Here is a 16,627-nt window from a genome sequence, read left to right on the forward strand (position 1 = left end):
AAAAAACACATAAGAGAAAACAGGGAAAACACTTAAAAAAAGGGGGAAATCACCCGAAAGTAAGCTTAAACATCGTTGGCTTTTATTTCGTTCAATTCATTGTTTTTTTGATCTGCAAATTCATAGCCACGCTCCCACCATTTTCCCATCATTACCTTATCAAAAATCAATGAATTGGTTGTTAAAACCGTAGGTGTATAATATAGGTTTATAATAACATCTTTATTGGCAGCCACGAATTTCCCGATGCGGATATTCTGTTTTTCAATCCTGTCAGCCATATAACTGTGCATATTGGTAAGTAATGAAAACACATTTTTGGATGGAAGTCGGTTATAATACGTAACCTCTGTTTCCAAAATAATTACATCTATTGTTGTTGCACCTCTATTTATAGCCTCCTCTATAGGCACCATACTGCCAAAACCGCCATCGGCATACTCACATCCGTCCTTCTTGACCAAACTCATAAAAGGCGTGAAATTTGAAGAAATCCAAATCCAGTCCAAAAAATCCTTATACTCAAAATCATTAACAGATTTATATTCAACTTGGTTTAGTGAAAGATTTGATACAGTTACCACTACTTCTTTATTGGAAGCCTTCAACTTATTGAATTCTGTTTCGGTAAGGGTCCTTTCAATCAATTTCCGAAGGTTCAAACTTTCTCCAAATGTTTTTTTCCCCTTCATAAAATTTTTCAGAACGGTGAAATGATTTATCGCTATTTGCTTCCCTCCAAATTTATCTTCTTTTATAATAAAGGGACAACTACTGAATATACTATCCTGATTCACTGAAGTGAAAACCTCTTTTATTTTTTCAACCTCGTTTAAAGCTAAATGTGAAATCAATAAACTGCCCGTTGATGTGCCCACGAAAAGCTCATAATTATGTTGAAGCTGCTCCATTAAATACTGCGCCACGCCACCTGCGAACGCGCCTTTGCTTCCTCCGCCTGAAATTACCAGTGCTCTCATTCCTTTATAATTGAGTTTAAATAATTTGCAGCTTTTCCTGAAACTTGTCTGCCCAAAACTTTCACTTGTTCATAATATTTTTTATCCTGAAGTAAATTGTTCAACATTTCTTTTGAAGGTTTTGAAAAACGCCATGTTGGGTGCACACAGGCTTCAGCTAAATTTTTAAGTGTTTCCAAATCCCACAGTTGAAGCTCGTTTACATATTCAAAAGCCTTTTCACGTATTTCAAAACTGTAATCTGTGGAAGTATAATTTTTAAGTTCCTTTAAATAATTTTCCTTTTCGGCATTTTCATATCCATCAGTAATCAAAGCCAAAGTCAACCACAACTGTCTTATGTTTTTATTCTGAAAACCTTCAATGCCTTTTGTTTTGTTTAGATACTTTACTCTTTTCTCCGGAAACTGCATCCACAATTGATATAAGACAGTTTCCATTGTAACATAGGATTTATCACTTAAAAGACTTTCATATTCCTTCTGAAGCTCTTTTGGAATGGTTTGCAACGAAAGCGCCACCGCCTGCCGAACATAAAGATTATTACTTTCAAAAGCATTTTTATAAAGCGGAAGTGTTTCAGAAATAGGTTCATCTACCAATTGATAAACCGCTTCCTGCCCAATAAAATCATTTGGAAAAGTGAGTGCGGTTTTCAACTGAATCTTTTTGTCTTCCAAAGGCGTTGCACGAAGCGCAGAAACTTCAAAATATTTTTTGATAAAAGTAGATTTCAATAACGATTGATAAGCTTCTTCACTTTGAAAAGCACTCTGCTGCAGCCAATCCTTTTCAAAGTCTGAAATATCAATTGCTGAAACCGCTTTCACTTCATTTAAAAAATCTTCGGTGGAAACATTTTTGAATTTATATTTTTCCAAATAGTTTTTGATGGCAGTTTTAAACGCCTCGTCCCCTATTCGCTCTCTTAAAAGATGAAGCGCCCACGCTCCTTTTTGGTAAAAAGTAAGCGAGCTTGCTTTGGGGTTTAAAAGCGATTCGCCTTTCCCTTCATCGCTGGCAGCCTTTAATTGCTCGGCGGTTTGATACAATTGCCAGTAATAATAATCATCTCCAAAAATTTCCTTTTCAGTCAGTAAGGCGTAATAAGTCGCGAAACCCTCCTGCAGCCAATGATCCTCGCTGCCCTTTTCGGTAACCATATCGCCAAACCATTGATGGGCGAGTTCGTGGGCATTCACGTTAATGTAATTTCTGTCGTTAAAACCTGTGGAATCTACCATAAACGCCTCAGAAAAAAAAGTGGCGGTTGTATTTTCCATTCCAGCATACAGAAAATCGCGAACGGGAACTTGTTTGTAATTTTGCCACGGATATGGCACTCCTATTTCACTTTCCAAAAAGTCAAAAATCTGTTTGCTGTAGCGGTACGTTGCCTCAACTTTCATTGAATCTGAGAGTTTATAGTATAATTCAATTGGCGTTCCTGAATTTGAGAATAATTCTTTTTTATTAAAATCACCAATGGCAAATGCAACCAAATAGCTGGACATGGGCTCTTTCATGTCGAAATGCCAATATTTTACACTTCCTTTATTTTCAACATTTAAAAACTTTCCATTTGCTATAACATTTTTTTCGTCAGAAGATACAATGGATAAATCGAATTCAATCTTATCATTTACATCATCTATACTTGGCAACCAATGCGAAGTATATTTGCCCTGGCCCTGTGTCCAGATTTCATTTCCAAAGAAATAGAGAGTTTGCTTAGGTTCCGCTTCATAGGTGAAAAACGCAGTATAAGTCCTACCTGCCTCAAAACTGTTTAAAAGCCAAATCTTCTCACTTCCTGCTTTTACAACAATACCTTCCAAAGCAAAATTAATAACCTTCATGTTTTTAGCGTCCAAATAAATAGAGTCTGTTTTCTGAAGTATTTTAAAAGAACATTTCACCGTTCCTTTTATACTTTTTTTAGCAGACATAGGGGTTACCGTCGCATTTATATTTAAAAAATCCACAACATCCGTCTGTTGTGCAAATACCGTAAAACTTGAAAAAAGAAACGCAATAAAAAACTTGTTCATTTTAGTGAAGGGCAATTTAATTAGAGAAAGCAAATTACAAATTTTCAACCAATGAGATTCCTGCCTACGCAGGAATTAAGTATTTTCGTTTTATGAATGCCAACTTTCTCCAAACTCCAATAGATTATCTGAAAGGCGTCGGCCCAAACAGGGCGGATTTGCTGAAAAAAGAGCTTGGTATTCACACCTTTCAGGATTTGTTGAATCTTTTCCCGAACCGATATCTGGACCGCACGCAGTATTATAAAATTACGCAATTGCAGCAAACCAATGCTGAAGTTCAGATTATCGGGAAAATCACACATATAAAAACGATAGAACAAAAACGTGGAAAAAGACTTGTCGCTACTTTTATTGACGAAACTGGAACTATTGAATTGGTTTGGTTTCGCGGCCAAAAATGGATTCGGGAGAATTTAAAGTTGAATGTTCCGTATGTAATTTTTGGAAAAACGAATTATTTCAATAATAGTTTTTCTATGCCACATCCCGAAATGGAATTGCTGGACGCGCACGAGAAAAGTATCCGTTCTGCAATGCAACCGGTATATCCTTCCACAGAAAAATTAGGTAATAGTGGCATCACAAATCGAGTGATAAATGGACTGATGCAACAACTGTTTTTGGAGAGCAAAAATGCCTTCGCGGAAACCCTCTCAAAACCACTTTTGGAACAGCTAAAATTAGACTCAAAAAAGGAGGCACTTTTCAACATACATTTTCCGAAAAGTCAGGCACATTTGGCGCGCGCACAATACCGATTAAAGTTTGAAGAATTATTCTATATCCAACTGCAATTAATTCGAAAAAATCTCATCCATAAATCGAAAATTAAAGGCTATCCTTTTGATAAAATTGGGCCTAATTTCAATACTTTTTTTTCTGAACATTTACCCTTTGAATTGACAGAAGCACAAAAGCGGGTGATCAAAGAAATACGAAACGATTTGGGAAGCAACGCACAGATGAACCGACTTTTACAAGGCGATGTTGGCTCTGGTAAGACAATAGTAGCGCTAATGTCAATGTTAATAGCTATTGACAACGGTTTTCAAGCTTGTTTAATGGCGCCTACTGAAATTTTGTCAGTACAGCATTATACAGGTTTAGTTGAATTATGTAAAAAACTGAACACCAGCATTGAATTGTTGACTGGTTCAACTAAAACTTCAAAAAGAAGGGAAATTCACAAAAAACTCGAAAATGGCGAATTAGACATCCTAATTGGTACTCATGCGCTGCTCGAAGATAAGGTAAAATTTAAAAATTTGGGGCTTGCAATTGTGGATGAGCAACACCGTTTTGGGGTAGAACAACGCAGTAAATTATGGCATAAAAATGAGTACCCGCCACACGTACTTGTAATGACCGCCACCCCCATCCCCCGCACCCTTGCTATGAGCGTTTATGGCGACCTAGATATTAGTGTAATTGACGAGCTTCCACCGGGTAGAAAAGACATTAAAACCGTGCACCGTTTTGATGCAAATAGACTGAAGGTTTTTCGCTTTATAAAAGACGAAATTTCAAAGGGCAGACAGGTGTATATTGTGTACCCTTTAATACAGGAAAGTGAAACCATGGATTACAAAGATTTGATGGACGGATACGAGAGTATCGTACGCGAATTTCCGCAGCCAAATTATCAAGTTTCCATACTTCACGGACAGATGAAACCTGCCGACAAAGAGTATGAAATGAACCGTTTTATAAAAGGCGAAACACAAATTATGGTCGCCACTACGGTTATTGAAGTTGGTGTAAATGTTCCTAATGCCAGCGTTATGATTGTGGAAAGTGCAGAACGTTTCGGACTTTCACAATTACACCAATTGCGTGGTCGTGTGGGTCGTGGTGCCGAACAGAGTTACTGCATTTTAATGACTAGCCATAAACTATCTGCTGACGCCAAAACTCGTTTGGAAACGATGGTAAGAACCAGCGACGGTTTTGAAATCGCGGAAGTAGATTTAAAACTCCGTGGCCCCGGCGATATGATGGGCACCCAACAAAGTGGTGTACTAAATCTTCGTATTGCTGATATAATAAAGGATTCGGAAATATTGAAAATCGCGCGTAGCTATGCAATGCAAGTATTGAAAGCTGACCCCAACCTTTCTTCCGAAGAAAACATTCCTATAAAAAATACGTACGCACAGTTGGTGAAATATCGAAATATCTGGAATTATATTTCATAAATTATCACTAAAATTGCTTTCTTTTCACTGAGATAAAAGTTACGAAGGAGAGATCTGCAATTAAGACATTCCACTGATGGAAAGAACATATACTAATGTAAGATAAAACTCTCTTAAATTAGGGGGATTTACCCCTAACCTAGTTCATATATTTATTGTAATTTGTTGTAAACTAAATATATATGGATCAAAACAGCCAATCTTAAGCTAAATGAAATGTTTCAAACGCATGTTCCATCCAAGATTCTACAACCCTACATTGCATTTTATTATACCATAAAATGCAAGAAGACCGATTATGACAATATAATAAGTGAGTATAATTTACCCAGTGGTTTTGGACATATGGGGTTTCACTTTTGTGGTTCTTTTTATGTAGTTCAAAAAAAAGGAGAACAAGAACTACCGAGATTTTACACCGTAGGCCAGCAAACCCAACACTACTATATGAATTCTGACTCGTCCAAGGTAGATCTCTATGCTGTAACGTTTAAACCAACAGGGTTATGGCATTTTTTTGGATTGGATATGCCATCAATTACAGATAAGGCAATTGCAACTACTTCACTCTTTAATAATAATATTCAGAAATTTACCAAGCAATTTGATTCTCAACAAGGCGATAAACTAAAGATTAAGCTTATTGAAAATCTTTTAATTAATCATTTATTAACGGTAAATCCGCAATTAAATGTAATTGATTCTGCAATACAAAGAATAAATGAAACTTACGGTTGTTGTTCAATTACAGAACTTATAAGTTATTTAGGAATTAACGAGCGCTACTTTCAAAAACAGTTTAAAAAAATGGTCGGCATCACTCCCACCGTATACAAGCGCATTGTGCGTTTTAATTATATGTTTGCAGAAATAAAGAACGAAACTCCAATCGATTGTAAGGCCTTAATTGCACTATTTAATTATTACGATTTTTCCCATTTCTCCAAGGATTTTAAAAAATATTGTGGCGCCTGTCCTTCTAAATTTCATATTGAAAAGTTCAAATTTCTTCAAGAGCTTATGGCTTCAAAAGCTTTTCTCAACCCACCACTATAAAATTCTCCCCCACTATATAATTGATTTCCAGATACTAAATGGCGGTTTTATACAACTCAATATTAGATTTTCCAATTACATTTAAACATCTTAACTCCCAATTACTAATTATTAAAAGAATATTAACCACTTTAAAATTATCATTATGGGACATTTCAACTTTATCCATTCCGGAGTAAAAACAGCCGAAAACTATTTTACAATTCACGTTGGACCATTCGAATTTAACAACAATAATAGATGTGATACTCGCATAAAAAGGCTTCGATTTAGCAAAATGAAAAAAAATCTAACATTTATTTTATGTCTTTTCTCTTTAGTGTGCCTTGGTCAAAACACCCCACCACAAATTGAAATTACCGATTTAACGGAAGATGAAACTGCAAAAACCCTTACCGTTAATTATTCTTTAAGCGATGCTGAAAGTGATATATGTGAAGTGTGGCTAAAAATTTCCTTAGATGATGGGATCTATTTTGAAACAATACCACAAGCTAACATTACTGGAGATATCGGTACAGGTATAAATCCTGATCCAACACTTTCTCTAACTTGGGATTATTCAGACCTAACTGTAGGAATTAGAGATGTAGATATCAAACTATTTGCCTCAGATAACCAAGCAGTTGATATTGCCGAAATGGTCAGTCAAGTAGATGAAGCAAGGTTATTGAGCGACTTACAATTTATTGAAGGTGAGCGGCATTATTTAACGGCTCCTGTCCATCTGGAAGAAGTACGCACATTTATTGAAGATGCTTTTACGGATGCAAATCTTCAAACCGAACGCCAAGATTTTGTAGTTTCTGGTACGGGAGGTACGACGATGCAGAATATCCTGGGTCGCCAACCTGGTGCTAAAGATGAAGCCACTACCTATGTCATCGACGGACATTTTGATGGGGTTTCTGGCAGTCCAGCGGCAGACGACAACGGCTCGGCAGTAGTAGGAACACTTGAAGCATTGCGCATATTGTCGCAATATTCCTTTGAACATTCCATTCGTTTTATTGGTTTTGATGCTGAAGAAAGTTTTTCGGCCAGCGGTAGCGATAAGTACATTTCCGATGGCATTAAACCTTTTGAAGATTTACAGGGAACTTTAAATATGGAGATGATTGGTTTTTATTCTGATGAAATAAATTCGCAAAGTTTGCCTGTAGGTTTCGGCACGCTATTTCCAGATGTTGCCCAAGCGGTTGAAGATGATGAGTTTCGAGGTAATTTTCTGTTTGGATGTGGCAACACCACATCAGATCCTTTATTAGCAGCTTTTGTAAGTGCTTCTGAAACGTATGTTTCGGAATTAAGGGTTCTTACTGTCTCTGTACCTGGTAATGGTGAAGTGACCCCAGATCTTCGTAGAAGTGATCATGCTGCTTTTTGGGATGCAGGTTTACAGGCGTTGATGCTTACAGATACTGCCGATTTTAGAAACCTTAATTATCATACTTCTGGCGATACCAGTAATACACTCAATTTTGAATTTATGAGGGATGTTGTTAAAACAATTTTGGCTACAGCCGCCGAACTAGCCGTACCCATTAGTGCAGGTTCTGACGAAGCTGATTTATCTATTTGGCTGAGTGTGGAAGATCACAATACACAGTTTCCCGCCAAGGTGAATATATTTCCCAATCCTTCAAATGGACTCTTGTCGTTGCGTGTTGAGAATGCTAAATCCGGATTTACCTCGCAGGTTGACGTTTATAACTTAACTGGAAAACGTGTATATCAAGATGTTCTAGATTTTTCAGCTGGTACCAGCAATTCTGAAATCAATCTACAGCATTTAGCTAATGGTTCTTATATTCTTAAGCTGCAATGTGAAAATGTCACAAAATCCATTGGTTTTATTATTGCTGAATGATTTACAAATCGGAGATAAAAGCTAAAATGGATTAATGGATTTTTTTATTTGACTCCCCATAAACAGACTTTTAAATGCAGAATGATTTTATCATTACTACACAGTTTATTCTGTGAATATTAACTGAATTATTCACCTAGTCAATTACTAATCTTAAATTTTAAAATTATGAAAACATATACATTCGCATTCGCAATTTGCGTATTCTTGACCCTCACAATGTCTGGGCAAAAAGCCGCAAAAATAAATACACCAATATCATCTTCTGGTTTGCGTTCACACAATCCTAATATTAGACCTTCCCATTTGGTTACTTGCGATGGCGTTCTGCCAAATTACACCAACGCTATTCCAAATAGTTCACGCGGGGTAACATCACAAGATATTGGGGGTAACTAATGCTGCTTATGACACCATGGCTGCAGACGATTTTGTGGCTCCAGGTACTGGCGAATCTACAATTTGTGAAGTATCCATACCCGGAGTTCTCACCCAAGCTGGATTTAGTGGAGATCCTGACAGTGGGATAGTATTTAGGTTGTTTGAGGACGATGGTGGATTACCGGAAACTATGATATATTCAGAAAATTTTCCTGGAAGCGTTGATGATGATAATGATGGGAGTTTCGTTTTGGAGCTTACAGGAGGACCTGCATTAACAGGTGGCACTACATATTGGTTAAGTGTTCAGGCAATACTGGATTGGGATTTAGCAGGACTATGGTATTGGAGTACTGCAACCGATGGAAATGGAAATGTTTATGCATGGCAAAATCCTCTTGATGGTTTTGATACCAGTTGTGTTATCTGGACTCCGTTTACATTTTGCTCATTAACATCTGAAGGACCAGATTTACTAATGGATATATCCTTTAACGAAGCTCTTGGAACAAACTCCAATTCTTTGGAAACAGCCGTTTCTATCTATCCAAACCCAGCAAAAAACGAATTCATTTTACGTTCTAATGTGCCTTTGGAAAAATTAACAATTTATGATTTGCGTGGAGCAATAATAAGAAATGTAGATGTATCGGAAATGTCGCAAGAAAAAACAGTTGATATTTCACCTTTAGATTCGGGAGTATATATGGTTCGGATTACTGATTCTAAAGGTTCGGTTGTCAAAAATTTAGTGAAGCAATAATCCAATCCCTAAAAATCCTAAAAGTCTTCTTCTACATAACTGTAGTGGAAGACTTTTTTTATCATTATAGCTACAGCTAATTAAAAGAACTAAAGACTGGAAATCTTTTTTTTAGCAATCTCAAATCCTGTTACCGTATTCTTTAAAACTTCTTCGCTATCTGCAAATTCTGGTATTCTCAACCATCTTTATGCATTACGAAGAAAATATTCCTATAAAGAATACGTATGCACAATATGTAAAATATTTGGAATTATATTTCGTAGTCCAAAAGCTTGGAAGCAAAGTAATTCAGCATTTTTTCTACTTCCGAGTATTTGTTTTCACTTACCTGAATGTCAGTTAGCCTAGGCAGGTGCTTGGCAAAATAGATGTGGTTATTAGACATTTCAAATAAATTGCTAGCCAGCGCATATGGATATTCAAAGGTTGGGTTTATTTCCATAATCACTCCAGCGACATTATTTATTAGTTGTTTGTAGTTTTTGAAAAAACCCTTTCCATTTTCATTGTCCACTTCTTTCGTGTGATATGCTTTGATGCCTTCAGCAATAATTACACTATGGAGTTTGCTTTCGTCCACATAATCTGTGGTGGGGTTATCTACAGATGCCGAAACAAAGGAGTTGATGATTATTTCAAGTTTTCTCTTTGGGTCGTCTATGTTTGTGGTATTTATCCGAATTAAATAGGCAACCCATTCCCAATACCACGAAACCAAATAGAGAAGCAGTAGGTGCTTATTTTCAAAATAGCGATAGATGGAAGCTTCGGTAGAGTTCATTTCCTGAGCTAGTTTTTTAAAATTAAATGCCTCGAACCCCAAATCACTTAACAATATAATACTGTGCTTAATAATATTTCTGCCCAAGACTGAATCCTGTGGATCCTTTAAATATAGTCCTTCGTTTAGTGCTATTTTGATTTCAATACCCATAACTAATCACTTTGAAACAAAAATAAACAATTGAAATTCATAGGAAAAATATTACTTAAAAAAGTTTTATAATTATTTATAATAGTTTTACTATCATTTTAAAAAGTATTATTATATTTGACCTATGTTAAGTATAAAATAAACACTAAAAATCCATAAAATGAAAACAATGAAAATTACATCTCCACTCGCTTTAACCCTTTTATTTTGTGCTACCCTCTTTATATCCTGCAAGGAAGACCCAAAAAAAACGGAAGAAACCGCGATAGTTCAGGAAACTACTGAAGCTCCACAAATGGTTACTCATGTTATGACCAAAGAAGATCAGGATAACATGACACCCCAAATGGTTATTGATGATTTTAAGGCTGGTAACGAACGCTTTGTTAATCAACAAACCACAAATCGTAACCACGGGGAGCAAATAAGAAAAACAGCATTAGCGCAATATCCAAAAGCCATTGTGCTAAGCTGTGTGGATAGCCGCGTTCCCGTTGAAGATTTATTTGACCAAGGCATTGGCGACGTTTTTGTTGGTCGTGTAGCAGGTAATTTTGTCAACGAAGATTTACTTGGCAGTATGGAATTTGCAACCAAAGTAGCTGGAGCAAAACTTGTGATTATTATGGGCCATAAGTACTGTGGCGCTGTGAAAGGCGCCATTGATAACGCCGAACTTGGAAACCTAACTGCTATGCTTAAAAAAATAAAACCCGCAGTAAACGCTGTGGAGGAACCACAAGACAAAGCGATCAGAAATTCAAAAAATGACGATTTTGTGGAAGCTGTTTCTAATAAAAACGTACTTCTAAATATTGAAAAAACACTTGCTCAAAGTCCAGTATTGGCAGAAATGCAGGAAAAAGGCGAAATTAAAATTGTTGGGGCAACTTATGACCTGTCTACTGGAAAGGTAACCTTTTTTGAATAAAAAATTTTAAAGAGTGGCCAAAAAAAAATGCATCGAATTTAGATTAGTTTGTTTTTTAGCATTAATGGCCACTCTTTTCTCTTAGTCCCAATTTGAGTATTAAAAAAAACTTTACAAATAAATTATAATGGAGAAACGATTTTTTTTATTGGCTTTCCTATTGCCGCTTTTGGCTATTGGCCAAGACAGTAACTTCGGAAATTGGATCATTTATTTCGGAAATAAAAAAATTGACAATAAATGGAACTTGCATCACGAAGTTCAATACAGAAACTATAACGCCATTGGCGATCTTGAACAACTATTGCTTCGCACAGGTCTAGGCTATAATCTTACCGAAAACAACAACAATTTACTGCTAGGTTACGGCTATATTTTAAGCGAAAACTACATTGGTACAACAAACGATAAAAACTCGGTAAACGAGCATAGAATTTACCAACAATTTATTACCAGACAACAAATAAACCGCGTTGGTGTTCAGCACAGATATCGCTTTGAGCAACGTTTTATGGAAGCTGATTTTAAACTCCGCTTTCGTTATTTTTTAGGTCTAAACGTGTCTTTAAACAATGCTGAAATAATCGACAAAACAATATATTTTTCGGCCTACAACGAAATTTTCCTAAATACAGAGAACAATGTTTTTGACAGAAACAGACTATACTCGGGCTTGGGTTATAAACTGAATAAATCTTTAAAGTTTGAAATTGGCTATATGAACCAGTTTCTAGCCGGAGGTAAAAATAAGGATCAGTTGAACATTATTACCTTTTTTAATTTCTAAAACACCCCTATGCCAACCAGTAAAATTTTAAGTCCTTTTCAAAAATTCACCAAAATTGAAAGTTTCAGCGGTATTTTGCTGATGCTAGCCACGGTTATTGCGCTTATCTGGGCAAACTCGTCATTTTCCGATAGCTACGTTTCGCTATGGAACTCAAAAATAGGTTTCAGTTTTACGGGTTTTGAACTTTACAAACCGCTATTGCTTTGGATTAATGATTTATTGATGGCCATCTTCTTTTTTGTAATTGGTCTGGAAATAAAGCGTGAGTTTTTGGTAGGCGAACTCAACTCTACAAAGAAAGTGGTTTTTCCTTTGGTGGGCGCCTTGGGCGGAATGGTGCTTCCTGTACTTTTCTTTATACTTATAAACCAATACCCTGACACTGCACGTGGCTGGGGCGTACCAATGGCTACTGATATTGCCTTTGCTTTAGCAATACTAAAATTACTGGGAGATAAGGTGCCTATGGCGCTCAAAATTTTTCTTACCGCATTCGCCATTATAGACGATATGGGTGCGGTGCTAATCATCGCCATTTTTTACAGCGGAAACATACAAATAATGATGCTACTTTTTGCTTTGATACTATTGGCGGTGCTTTATTTTTTATCGTATAAAGGTATTTATTCAAAATTTTTATTGGTGCTAGTGGGCGCTGTAGTATGGTTCTTATTCTTGAAAAGCGGAATACACCCTACAATTGCGGGACTGTTGCTGGCTTTTTCGGTTCCACTGCGGCAGAAAATAAATACAGAAACTTTTATTGGTTCGTTAAACTTTATTTCAGAAAATATAAAAATCAACCCAGAAAAAACGAAACTCGTGCTTTCTGAAGTACAAATTGAGGCAATAGACAATCTTGAAGATTGGACGGCAAAATACCAATCGCCACTGCAGCATTTAGAGCACCGTCTTCACGATTGGGTAGCCTATTTTATAATTCCGCTTTTTGCATTGGCAAATGCCGGAGTGGTACTTAATACAGATATCCCGTTAGACCAATCTCTCATTATAACCATCATCATCTGTTTGGTTGCTGGAAACAGTATTGGCATTACAAGCTTGGTCTTTTTGGCGAAAAAACTAAAGTTAATCACTATGCCCAAGGAAATTAATATGAAGCATATTGTAGGAGTTTCCTTTATAGCTGGAGTAGGCTTCACTATGGCCATTTTTATAGCCAGTCTTGCCTTTGCAAACAGGCCGGAATATTTAGACTCAGCCAAAATAGGCATTCTTATTGGCTCATTAATTTCTGGTATTATAGGTTATTTAATACTAGCCCGATCATCAAAAAAGAATACGAACACCCAAAAAATATAGCTATGCAAAAATATAAATTGTTCATCGTTTTAGTTATTGTGTTAGTGGCATTCTTAACCTCTTGTGAAAATGGCATTAGCGCTGTAGAAAGCCAGTTAAACAATCTTACTAACAAAGCGAACCAGCTAGATTCAGTAATTAACACTGAAATGGATAAGGTTATAAAACTCGATTCAATAATTAATCTGGAAGACCTAAAGGTTAAAAAACTGGACTCAATAGTGGAAAAAACTTCATCAAACCTTGATTCTATTTTGAACAAATATAAGTGACAGTAAATTCTGGTATCGATTCTAAGACGGAGTTTTGGGATTTCGATTTTAAAAATAAAAATGAATCACAAAAGAATGCTATGAACGGTTAAGAAAAAAATATCATTTTTTAATCGCTGAATCTCCAGCAAAGTTTGAGAATCACTATCATAAAACTATAATAATGGATAGTGTCCAGTTAAAAATTATTGAAACGGTTGTAGTCTTAGCTGCATTTGCATTAACGCTTTTTGTTATGACCAAATTGGTAAATAGAACTGTATCAACCAATTTGTTGAAAAAGGTAAGAGGTAAACTCATAAAGAAAGTCATCAACCTAATCAACATTTTAGTTTGTTTAATAATAATCTTAATAATTTGGGGAGTTGACCAATCAGAATTAGGTGTTTTTATAGGGTCGTTATTAACTGTTTTAGGGATAGCCTTGTTTGCCCGATGGTCAATCCTTTCTAATATAACTTCCAGTATCATTTTTTTTTAATCATCCTGTAAAATTGGATGATACAATTACCATAATTGATAAGGACTACGAAACCGAAGGAAGGATGAGCGATATTGGTATTTTTTTTATTATCCTTAAAACGAAGGAAGGAGAGTAAATAACAATACTCAGCAACGTTTTTATTCAAAAAAAGATAAAAAAGAAAATAAATGATTAAGTCCATTTTAGCGGTTGTTGCAATTTTCATTCTTGGAAATTTTTCCAATAGTTTATTCGCTCAACAAAAGTTTGAAAAGGAAAGTCGTTTAGCACAAAGTGATGTTCCGATGAATGCTTTAAATTTTATAGATTTTTTAGAATTGAAGAATAAAGTAAAATGGTATTTGGAAAAAGGACTGGAAAGGAAAAGTATCGAAGCCAAATTTAAAAGAAACAGAAAAAAACACAGCGTTGAATTTGATGCACTCGGAAATATTGAAGATGTTGAAATTGAAATAAAATGGGATGAATTAACAACACCACTTAAAAATTCAATAGACACAAGATTGCAAAAAGACTGTATTAAGCACAGAATTGACAAAATCCAAATACAATATACAGGAAATCAAATACCGTTGTTTTTAAAATTATTCTCTGGAAAACCAACTGAAGATTTGACCGTTAAATATGAAATAATAGTCAAGTGCCGTTCCGAAAAAAGCACTGAATTATTTGAATACCTCTTCACAGATAAAGGACACTTCGTTTTGGCATCCCAAATAATATTTAAACCCAGCTATCATCTTGAATATTAATAAATTTCATATAGCCACTTTTATTGTGTTCATTCAATTTTTAAATAGTGCATCGGCCCAAAGCACCTATCAGCTTGGGCTGTTGCCATCCGTAAATTTAAATTATAAATTAGAAAATGATTGGTTTTTAAATACAAAGATAGAATCACGCCACCTTTTACAATCAGGAGAATTCAACAGCAGTACTGAAAGCGAGTATAACTACATTCTCACTGACATTTCAATGATTACCGCCAAAAAAGTTGGTTTGAATTCTCGTGTTGCTGGTGGTTATCTTATTAGGCTTCGAGAAGAAAAGTTATTTCATAGATTTATTCAGCAATATACTGTAGTGCAAAGATTGAGTGCTCTTAGGTTGGTACACCGTTTCTCAACAGATCAAACGTTTTCCATAGAAGAAAAACCAGAAATTAGATTAAGATATCGCATTGCTTCCGAAATCCCATTAAATGGAGAATCAGTGGACCCACAGGAATTCTATTTTAAATTTAATAACGAATATCTTAACAGTTGGCAGGATTCAGACTATGACCTTGAAATACGACTTGTTCCACTATTAGGATATAATTTGAAAAATAATGATAAAATAGAGGTGGGTATGGGCTATAGGGTTAATTCATTTCTGGACAATACTACCCGCCATAGTTTTTGGACGAGTATAAATTGGTTTTTAGAAATATAACCTTCTCAGAAGAAAAATCTTTTCAGAGAATTAAAACGCAGCAATTTAAAGCCTTGCTTGCTTACTTGAATGGATAGCTGAGAAGTATTTAATTATTTATTTCCTTATGTTACCGCAATTAGATTAATATATATCTTCGGGGGCTTTCAAAAAAAAATAGTATGATTGTATCACTGCTTTTAATAGTTTTTGGATTTGCAGGCTTAATATTTGGCGCTAATTGGCTTGTTGATGGCGCTACCTCATTAGCGAAAAAGTATAATATTCCAGATTTAGTAATAGGCTTAACTATTGTTGCCTTCGGAACTTCTGCCCCTGAGTTGGTTGTAAACTCCATCGCTTCAGCAGACGGTCTTTCAGATATTGTTTTGGCAAACGTAATAGGCAGTAACAACTTCAACTTATTTATAATATTGGGATTAGCAGGTTTAATTTACCCAATAACTGTTCAGTCTTCCACAGCTTGGAAAGAAATTCCCGTCTCGCTTATAATTACTATCGCTTTAATGGTGCTAGCAAATAATTTCTTCATGGATGGAGATTCTGAAATATCAAGACTAGACGGGCTTATTTTACTGATACTTTTTGCAGGCTTTTTGTATTATATGTTTAGACAGTTAAAAACGGATAATACCAATGTTGTTGTGCAGGTAAACAAATCTAATACAAAAATTTGGGGCTTAATTTTAATTGGTTTCGCAGGTCTTCTAGTAGGTGGAACTTTAGTGGTTGACAACGCCATAGCAGTAGCCACCGAATTGGGAACCAGTCAAAAAATAATTGGTCTAACCATAATTGCCGTCGGCACTTCATTGCCCGAATTAGTAACTTCAATAGTCGCCGCCGTTAAAAGAAATAGTGATATTGCCATAGGTAATGTTATAGGCTCAAACATATTTAATATACTGCTGATTGTTTCAGTTAGTTCATTTATAAATCCGATAGCATACAATCAGAACTTTAACCAAGACTTCGCAATACTCATTGGAGGAACTATATTTCTAATAATTTCCATGTTTATAGGAAAAAGAAAAAAACTGGACCGTTGGGAAGCCTTACTGTTATTTAGCTTTTATTTAATTTATACTGGCTATTTAGTATTTAAAGAAATTTAAAAAACAATTAATTATAGGAGCCGCCAGATTTCAACACCAAGG

At 35.6% G+C, this 16,627-nt stretch carries 17 protein-coding genes; 13 read left to right on the forward strand and 4 right to left on the reverse strand.

Annotation, left to right across the window (positions count from 1 at the left end; all coding sequences use genetic code 11):
* Positions 1 to 65: 65 nt before the first annotated feature.
* A complete protein-coding gene (locus AEQU1_RS11340) occupies positions 66 to 980 on the reverse strand; it encodes a patatin family protein (RefSeq protein WP_111881214.1) in 915 nt (304 codons plus the stop codon).
* Positions 977 to 3,031: a M1 family metallopeptidase gene (locus AEQU1_RS11345; RefSeq protein ID WP_111881216.1), complete on the reverse strand. Its 2,055-nt coding sequence runs from the start codon at positions 3,029 to 3,031 to the stop codon at positions 977 to 979. The genes AEQU1_RS11340 and AEQU1_RS11345 overlap by 4 nt, the downstream gene beginning before the upstream one ends.
* 92 nt (positions 3,032 to 3,123) lie before the next feature.
* Here AEQU1_RS11345 and recG point away from each other — a divergent pair, with 92 nt between their 5' ends.
* The 5 genes from recG (at position 3,124) to AEQU1_RS11370 (ending at position 9,299) form a co-directional block, all read left to right on the forward strand.
* Positions 3,124 to 5,229, forward strand: coding sequence for an ATP-dependent DNA helicase RecG (recG, locus tag AEQU1_RS11350; protein ID WP_111881217.1), 2,106 nt, complete (start codon positions 3,124 to 3,126; stop codon positions 5,227 to 5,229).
* Positions 5,230 to 5,445: 216 nt separating this feature from the next.
* Positions 5,446 to 6,285 (forward strand): AraC family transcriptional regulator, encoded by an 840-nt coding sequence (locus tag AEQU1_RS11355; RefSeq protein ID WP_111816204.1) that lies wholly within the window; start codon positions 5,446 to 5,448, stop codon positions 6,283 to 6,285.
* Between the two features lie 145 nt (positions 6,286 to 6,430).
* A complete protein-coding gene (locus tag AEQU1_RS11360) occupies positions 6,431 to 8,155 on the forward strand; it encodes a M28 family peptidase (RefSeq protein WP_111881219.1) in 1,725 nt (574 codons plus the stop codon).
* A 168-nt stretch (positions 8,156 to 8,323) separates the two neighbouring features.
* Positions 8,324 to 8,554 (forward strand): hypothetical protein, encoded by a 231-nt coding sequence (locus AEQU1_RS11365; RefSeq protein WP_146743745.1) that lies wholly within the window; start codon positions 8,324 to 8,326, stop codon positions 8,552 to 8,554.
* Positions 8,541 to 9,299, forward strand: coding sequence for a T9SS type A sorting domain-containing protein (locus AEQU1_RS11370; protein ID WP_111881222.1), 759 nt, complete (start codon positions 8,541 to 8,543; stop codon positions 9,297 to 9,299). Before AEQU1_RS11365 ends, AEQU1_RS11370 begins: the two co-directional genes overlap by 14 nt.
* 253 nt (positions 9,300 to 9,552) lie before the next feature.
* Here AEQU1_RS11370 and AEQU1_RS11375 read toward each other — a convergent pair whose 3' ends face one another.
* Entirely contained in the window at positions 9,553 to 10,236 is a 684-nt protein-coding gene (locus AEQU1_RS11375) for a TetR/AcrR family transcriptional regulator (RefSeq protein WP_111881224.1), read from the reverse strand.
* A gap of 160 nt (positions 10,237 to 10,396) precedes the next feature.
* Here AEQU1_RS11375 and AEQU1_RS11380 point away from each other — a divergent pair, with 160 nt between their 5' ends.
* The 4 genes from AEQU1_RS11380 to AEQU1_RS11395 all read left to right on the forward strand — a co-directional run bounded on the left by AEQU1_RS11380 (position 10,397) and on the right by AEQU1_RS11395 (position 13,552).
* Positions 10,397 to 11,167 (forward strand): carbonic anhydrase family protein, encoded by a 771-nt coding sequence (locus AEQU1_RS11380; protein ID WP_309300258.1) that lies wholly within the window; start codon positions 10,397 to 10,399, stop codon positions 11,165 to 11,167.
* Between the two features lie 127 nt (positions 11,168 to 11,294).
* Positions 11,295 to 11,954, forward strand: coding sequence for a DUF2490 domain-containing protein (locus tag AEQU1_RS11385; protein ID WP_111881225.1), 660 nt, complete (start codon positions 11,295 to 11,297; stop codon positions 11,952 to 11,954).
* A gap of 9 nt (positions 11,955 to 11,963) precedes the next feature.
* Positions 11,964 to 13,280, forward strand: coding sequence for a Na+/H+ antiporter NhaA (nhaA, locus tag AEQU1_RS11390; protein ID WP_111881227.1), 1,317 nt, complete (start codon positions 11,964 to 11,966; stop codon positions 13,278 to 13,280).
* Between the two features lie 2 nt (positions 13,281 to 13,282).
* Positions 13,283 to 13,552 carry a hypothetical protein gene (locus AEQU1_RS11395; RefSeq protein WP_111881229.1) on the forward strand — a complete coding sequence of 90 codons (270 nt, stop codon included), beginning with the start codon at positions 13,283 to 13,285 and terminating at the stop codon, positions 13,550 to 13,552.
* Positions 13,553 to 13,699: 147 nt separating this feature from the next.
* On the opposite strand, the gene AEQU1_RS11400 is transcribed toward AEQU1_RS11395, so the two are convergent.
* Positions 13,700 to 14,023: a hypothetical protein gene (locus AEQU1_RS11400; RefSeq protein ID WP_111881230.1), complete on the reverse strand. Its 324-nt coding sequence runs from the start codon at positions 14,021 to 14,023 to the stop codon at positions 13,700 to 13,702.
* A gap of 23 nt (positions 14,024 to 14,046) precedes the next feature.
* On the opposite strand from AEQU1_RS11400, the gene AEQU1_RS16445 reads away from it, so the two are divergent.
* The 4 genes from AEQU1_RS16445 (at position 14,047) to AEQU1_RS11415 (ending at position 16,585) form a co-directional block, all read left to right on the forward strand.
* Positions 14,047 to 14,151 (forward strand): hypothetical protein, encoded by a 105-nt coding sequence (locus AEQU1_RS16445; protein WP_408730905.1) that lies wholly within the window; start codon positions 14,047 to 14,049, stop codon positions 14,149 to 14,151.
* A gap of 52 nt (positions 14,152 to 14,203) precedes the next feature.
* The gene (locus tag AEQU1_RS11405) at positions 14,204 to 14,788 is read left to right on the forward strand and encodes a hypothetical protein (RefSeq protein ID WP_111881232.1); all 585 of its coding nucleotides are present in this window, start codon (positions 14,204 to 14,206) and stop codon (positions 14,786 to 14,788) included.
* Positions 14,778 to 15,470: a DUF2490 domain-containing protein gene (locus AEQU1_RS11410; RefSeq protein ID WP_181566757.1), complete on the forward strand. Its 693-nt coding sequence runs from the start codon at positions 14,778 to 14,780 to the stop codon at positions 15,468 to 15,470. The genes AEQU1_RS11405 and AEQU1_RS11410 overlap by 11 nt, the downstream gene beginning before the upstream one ends.
* 161 nt (positions 15,471 to 15,631) lie before the next feature.
* Entirely contained in the window at positions 15,632 to 16,585 is a 954-nt protein-coding gene (locus AEQU1_RS11415; protein ID WP_111881235.1) for a calcium/sodium antiporter, read from the forward strand.
* The last annotated feature ends 42 nt before the right edge of the window (positions 16,586 to 16,627 follow it).

This window comes from Aequorivita sp. CIP111184 (assembly GCF_900489465.1).
GTDB lineage: Bacteria > Bacteroidota > Bacteroidia > Flavobacteriales > Flavobacteriaceae > Aequorivita.

Excerpts from the sequence above, each read along its gene's own strand:
- AEQU1_RS11340 (WP_111881214.1), bottom strand. The coding sequence starts at position 980 with ATGAGAGCACTGGTAATTTCAGGCGGAGGAAGCAAAGGCGCGTTCGCA.
- AEQU1_RS11345 (WP_111881216.1), bottom strand. The coding sequence starts at position 3,031 with ATGAACAAGTTTTTTATTGCGTTTCTTTTTTCAAGTTTTACGGTATTT.
- recG (WP_111881217.1), top strand. The coding sequence starts at position 3,124 with ATGAATGCCAACTTTCTCCAAACTCCAATAGATTATCTGAAAGGCGTC.
- AEQU1_RS11355 (WP_111816204.1), top strand. The coding sequence starts at position 5,446 with ATGTTTCAAACGCATGTTCCATCCAAGATTCTACAACCCTACATTGCA.
- AEQU1_RS11360 (WP_111881219.1), top strand. The coding sequence starts at position 6,431 with ATGGGACATTTCAACTTTATCCATTCCGGAGTAAAAACAGCCGAAAAC.
- AEQU1_RS11365 (WP_146743745.1), top strand. The coding sequence starts at position 8,324 with ATGAAAACATATACATTCGCATTCGCAATTTGCGTATTCTTGACCCTC.
- AEQU1_RS11375 (WP_111881224.1), bottom strand. The coding sequence starts at position 10,236 with ATGGGTATTGAAATCAAAATAGCACTAAACGAAGGACTATATTTAAAG.
- AEQU1_RS11380 (WP_309300258.1), top strand. The coding sequence starts at position 10,397 with ATGAAAACAATGAAAATTACATCTCCACTCGCTTTAACCCTTTTATTT.
- AEQU1_RS11385 (WP_111881225.1), top strand. The coding sequence starts at position 11,295 with ATGGAGAAACGATTTTTTTTATTGGCTTTCCTATTGCCGCTTTTGGCT.
- nhaA (WP_111881227.1), top strand. The coding sequence starts at position 11,964 with ATGCCAACCAGTAAAATTTTAAGTCCTTTTCAAAAATTCACCAAAATT.
- AEQU1_RS11395 (WP_111881229.1), top strand. The coding sequence starts at position 13,283 with ATGCAAAAATATAAATTGTTCATCGTTTTAGTTATTGTGTTAGTGGCA.
- AEQU1_RS11400 (WP_111881230.1), bottom strand. The coding sequence starts at position 14,023 with ATGATACTGGAAGTTATATTAGAAAGGATTGACCATCGGGCAAACAAG.
- AEQU1_RS11405 (WP_111881232.1), top strand. The coding sequence starts at position 14,204 with ATGATTAAGTCCATTTTAGCGGTTGTTGCAATTTTCATTCTTGGAAAT.
- AEQU1_RS11415 (WP_111881235.1), top strand. The coding sequence starts at position 15,632 with ATGATTGTATCACTGCTTTTAATAGTTTTTGGATTTGCAGGCTTAATA.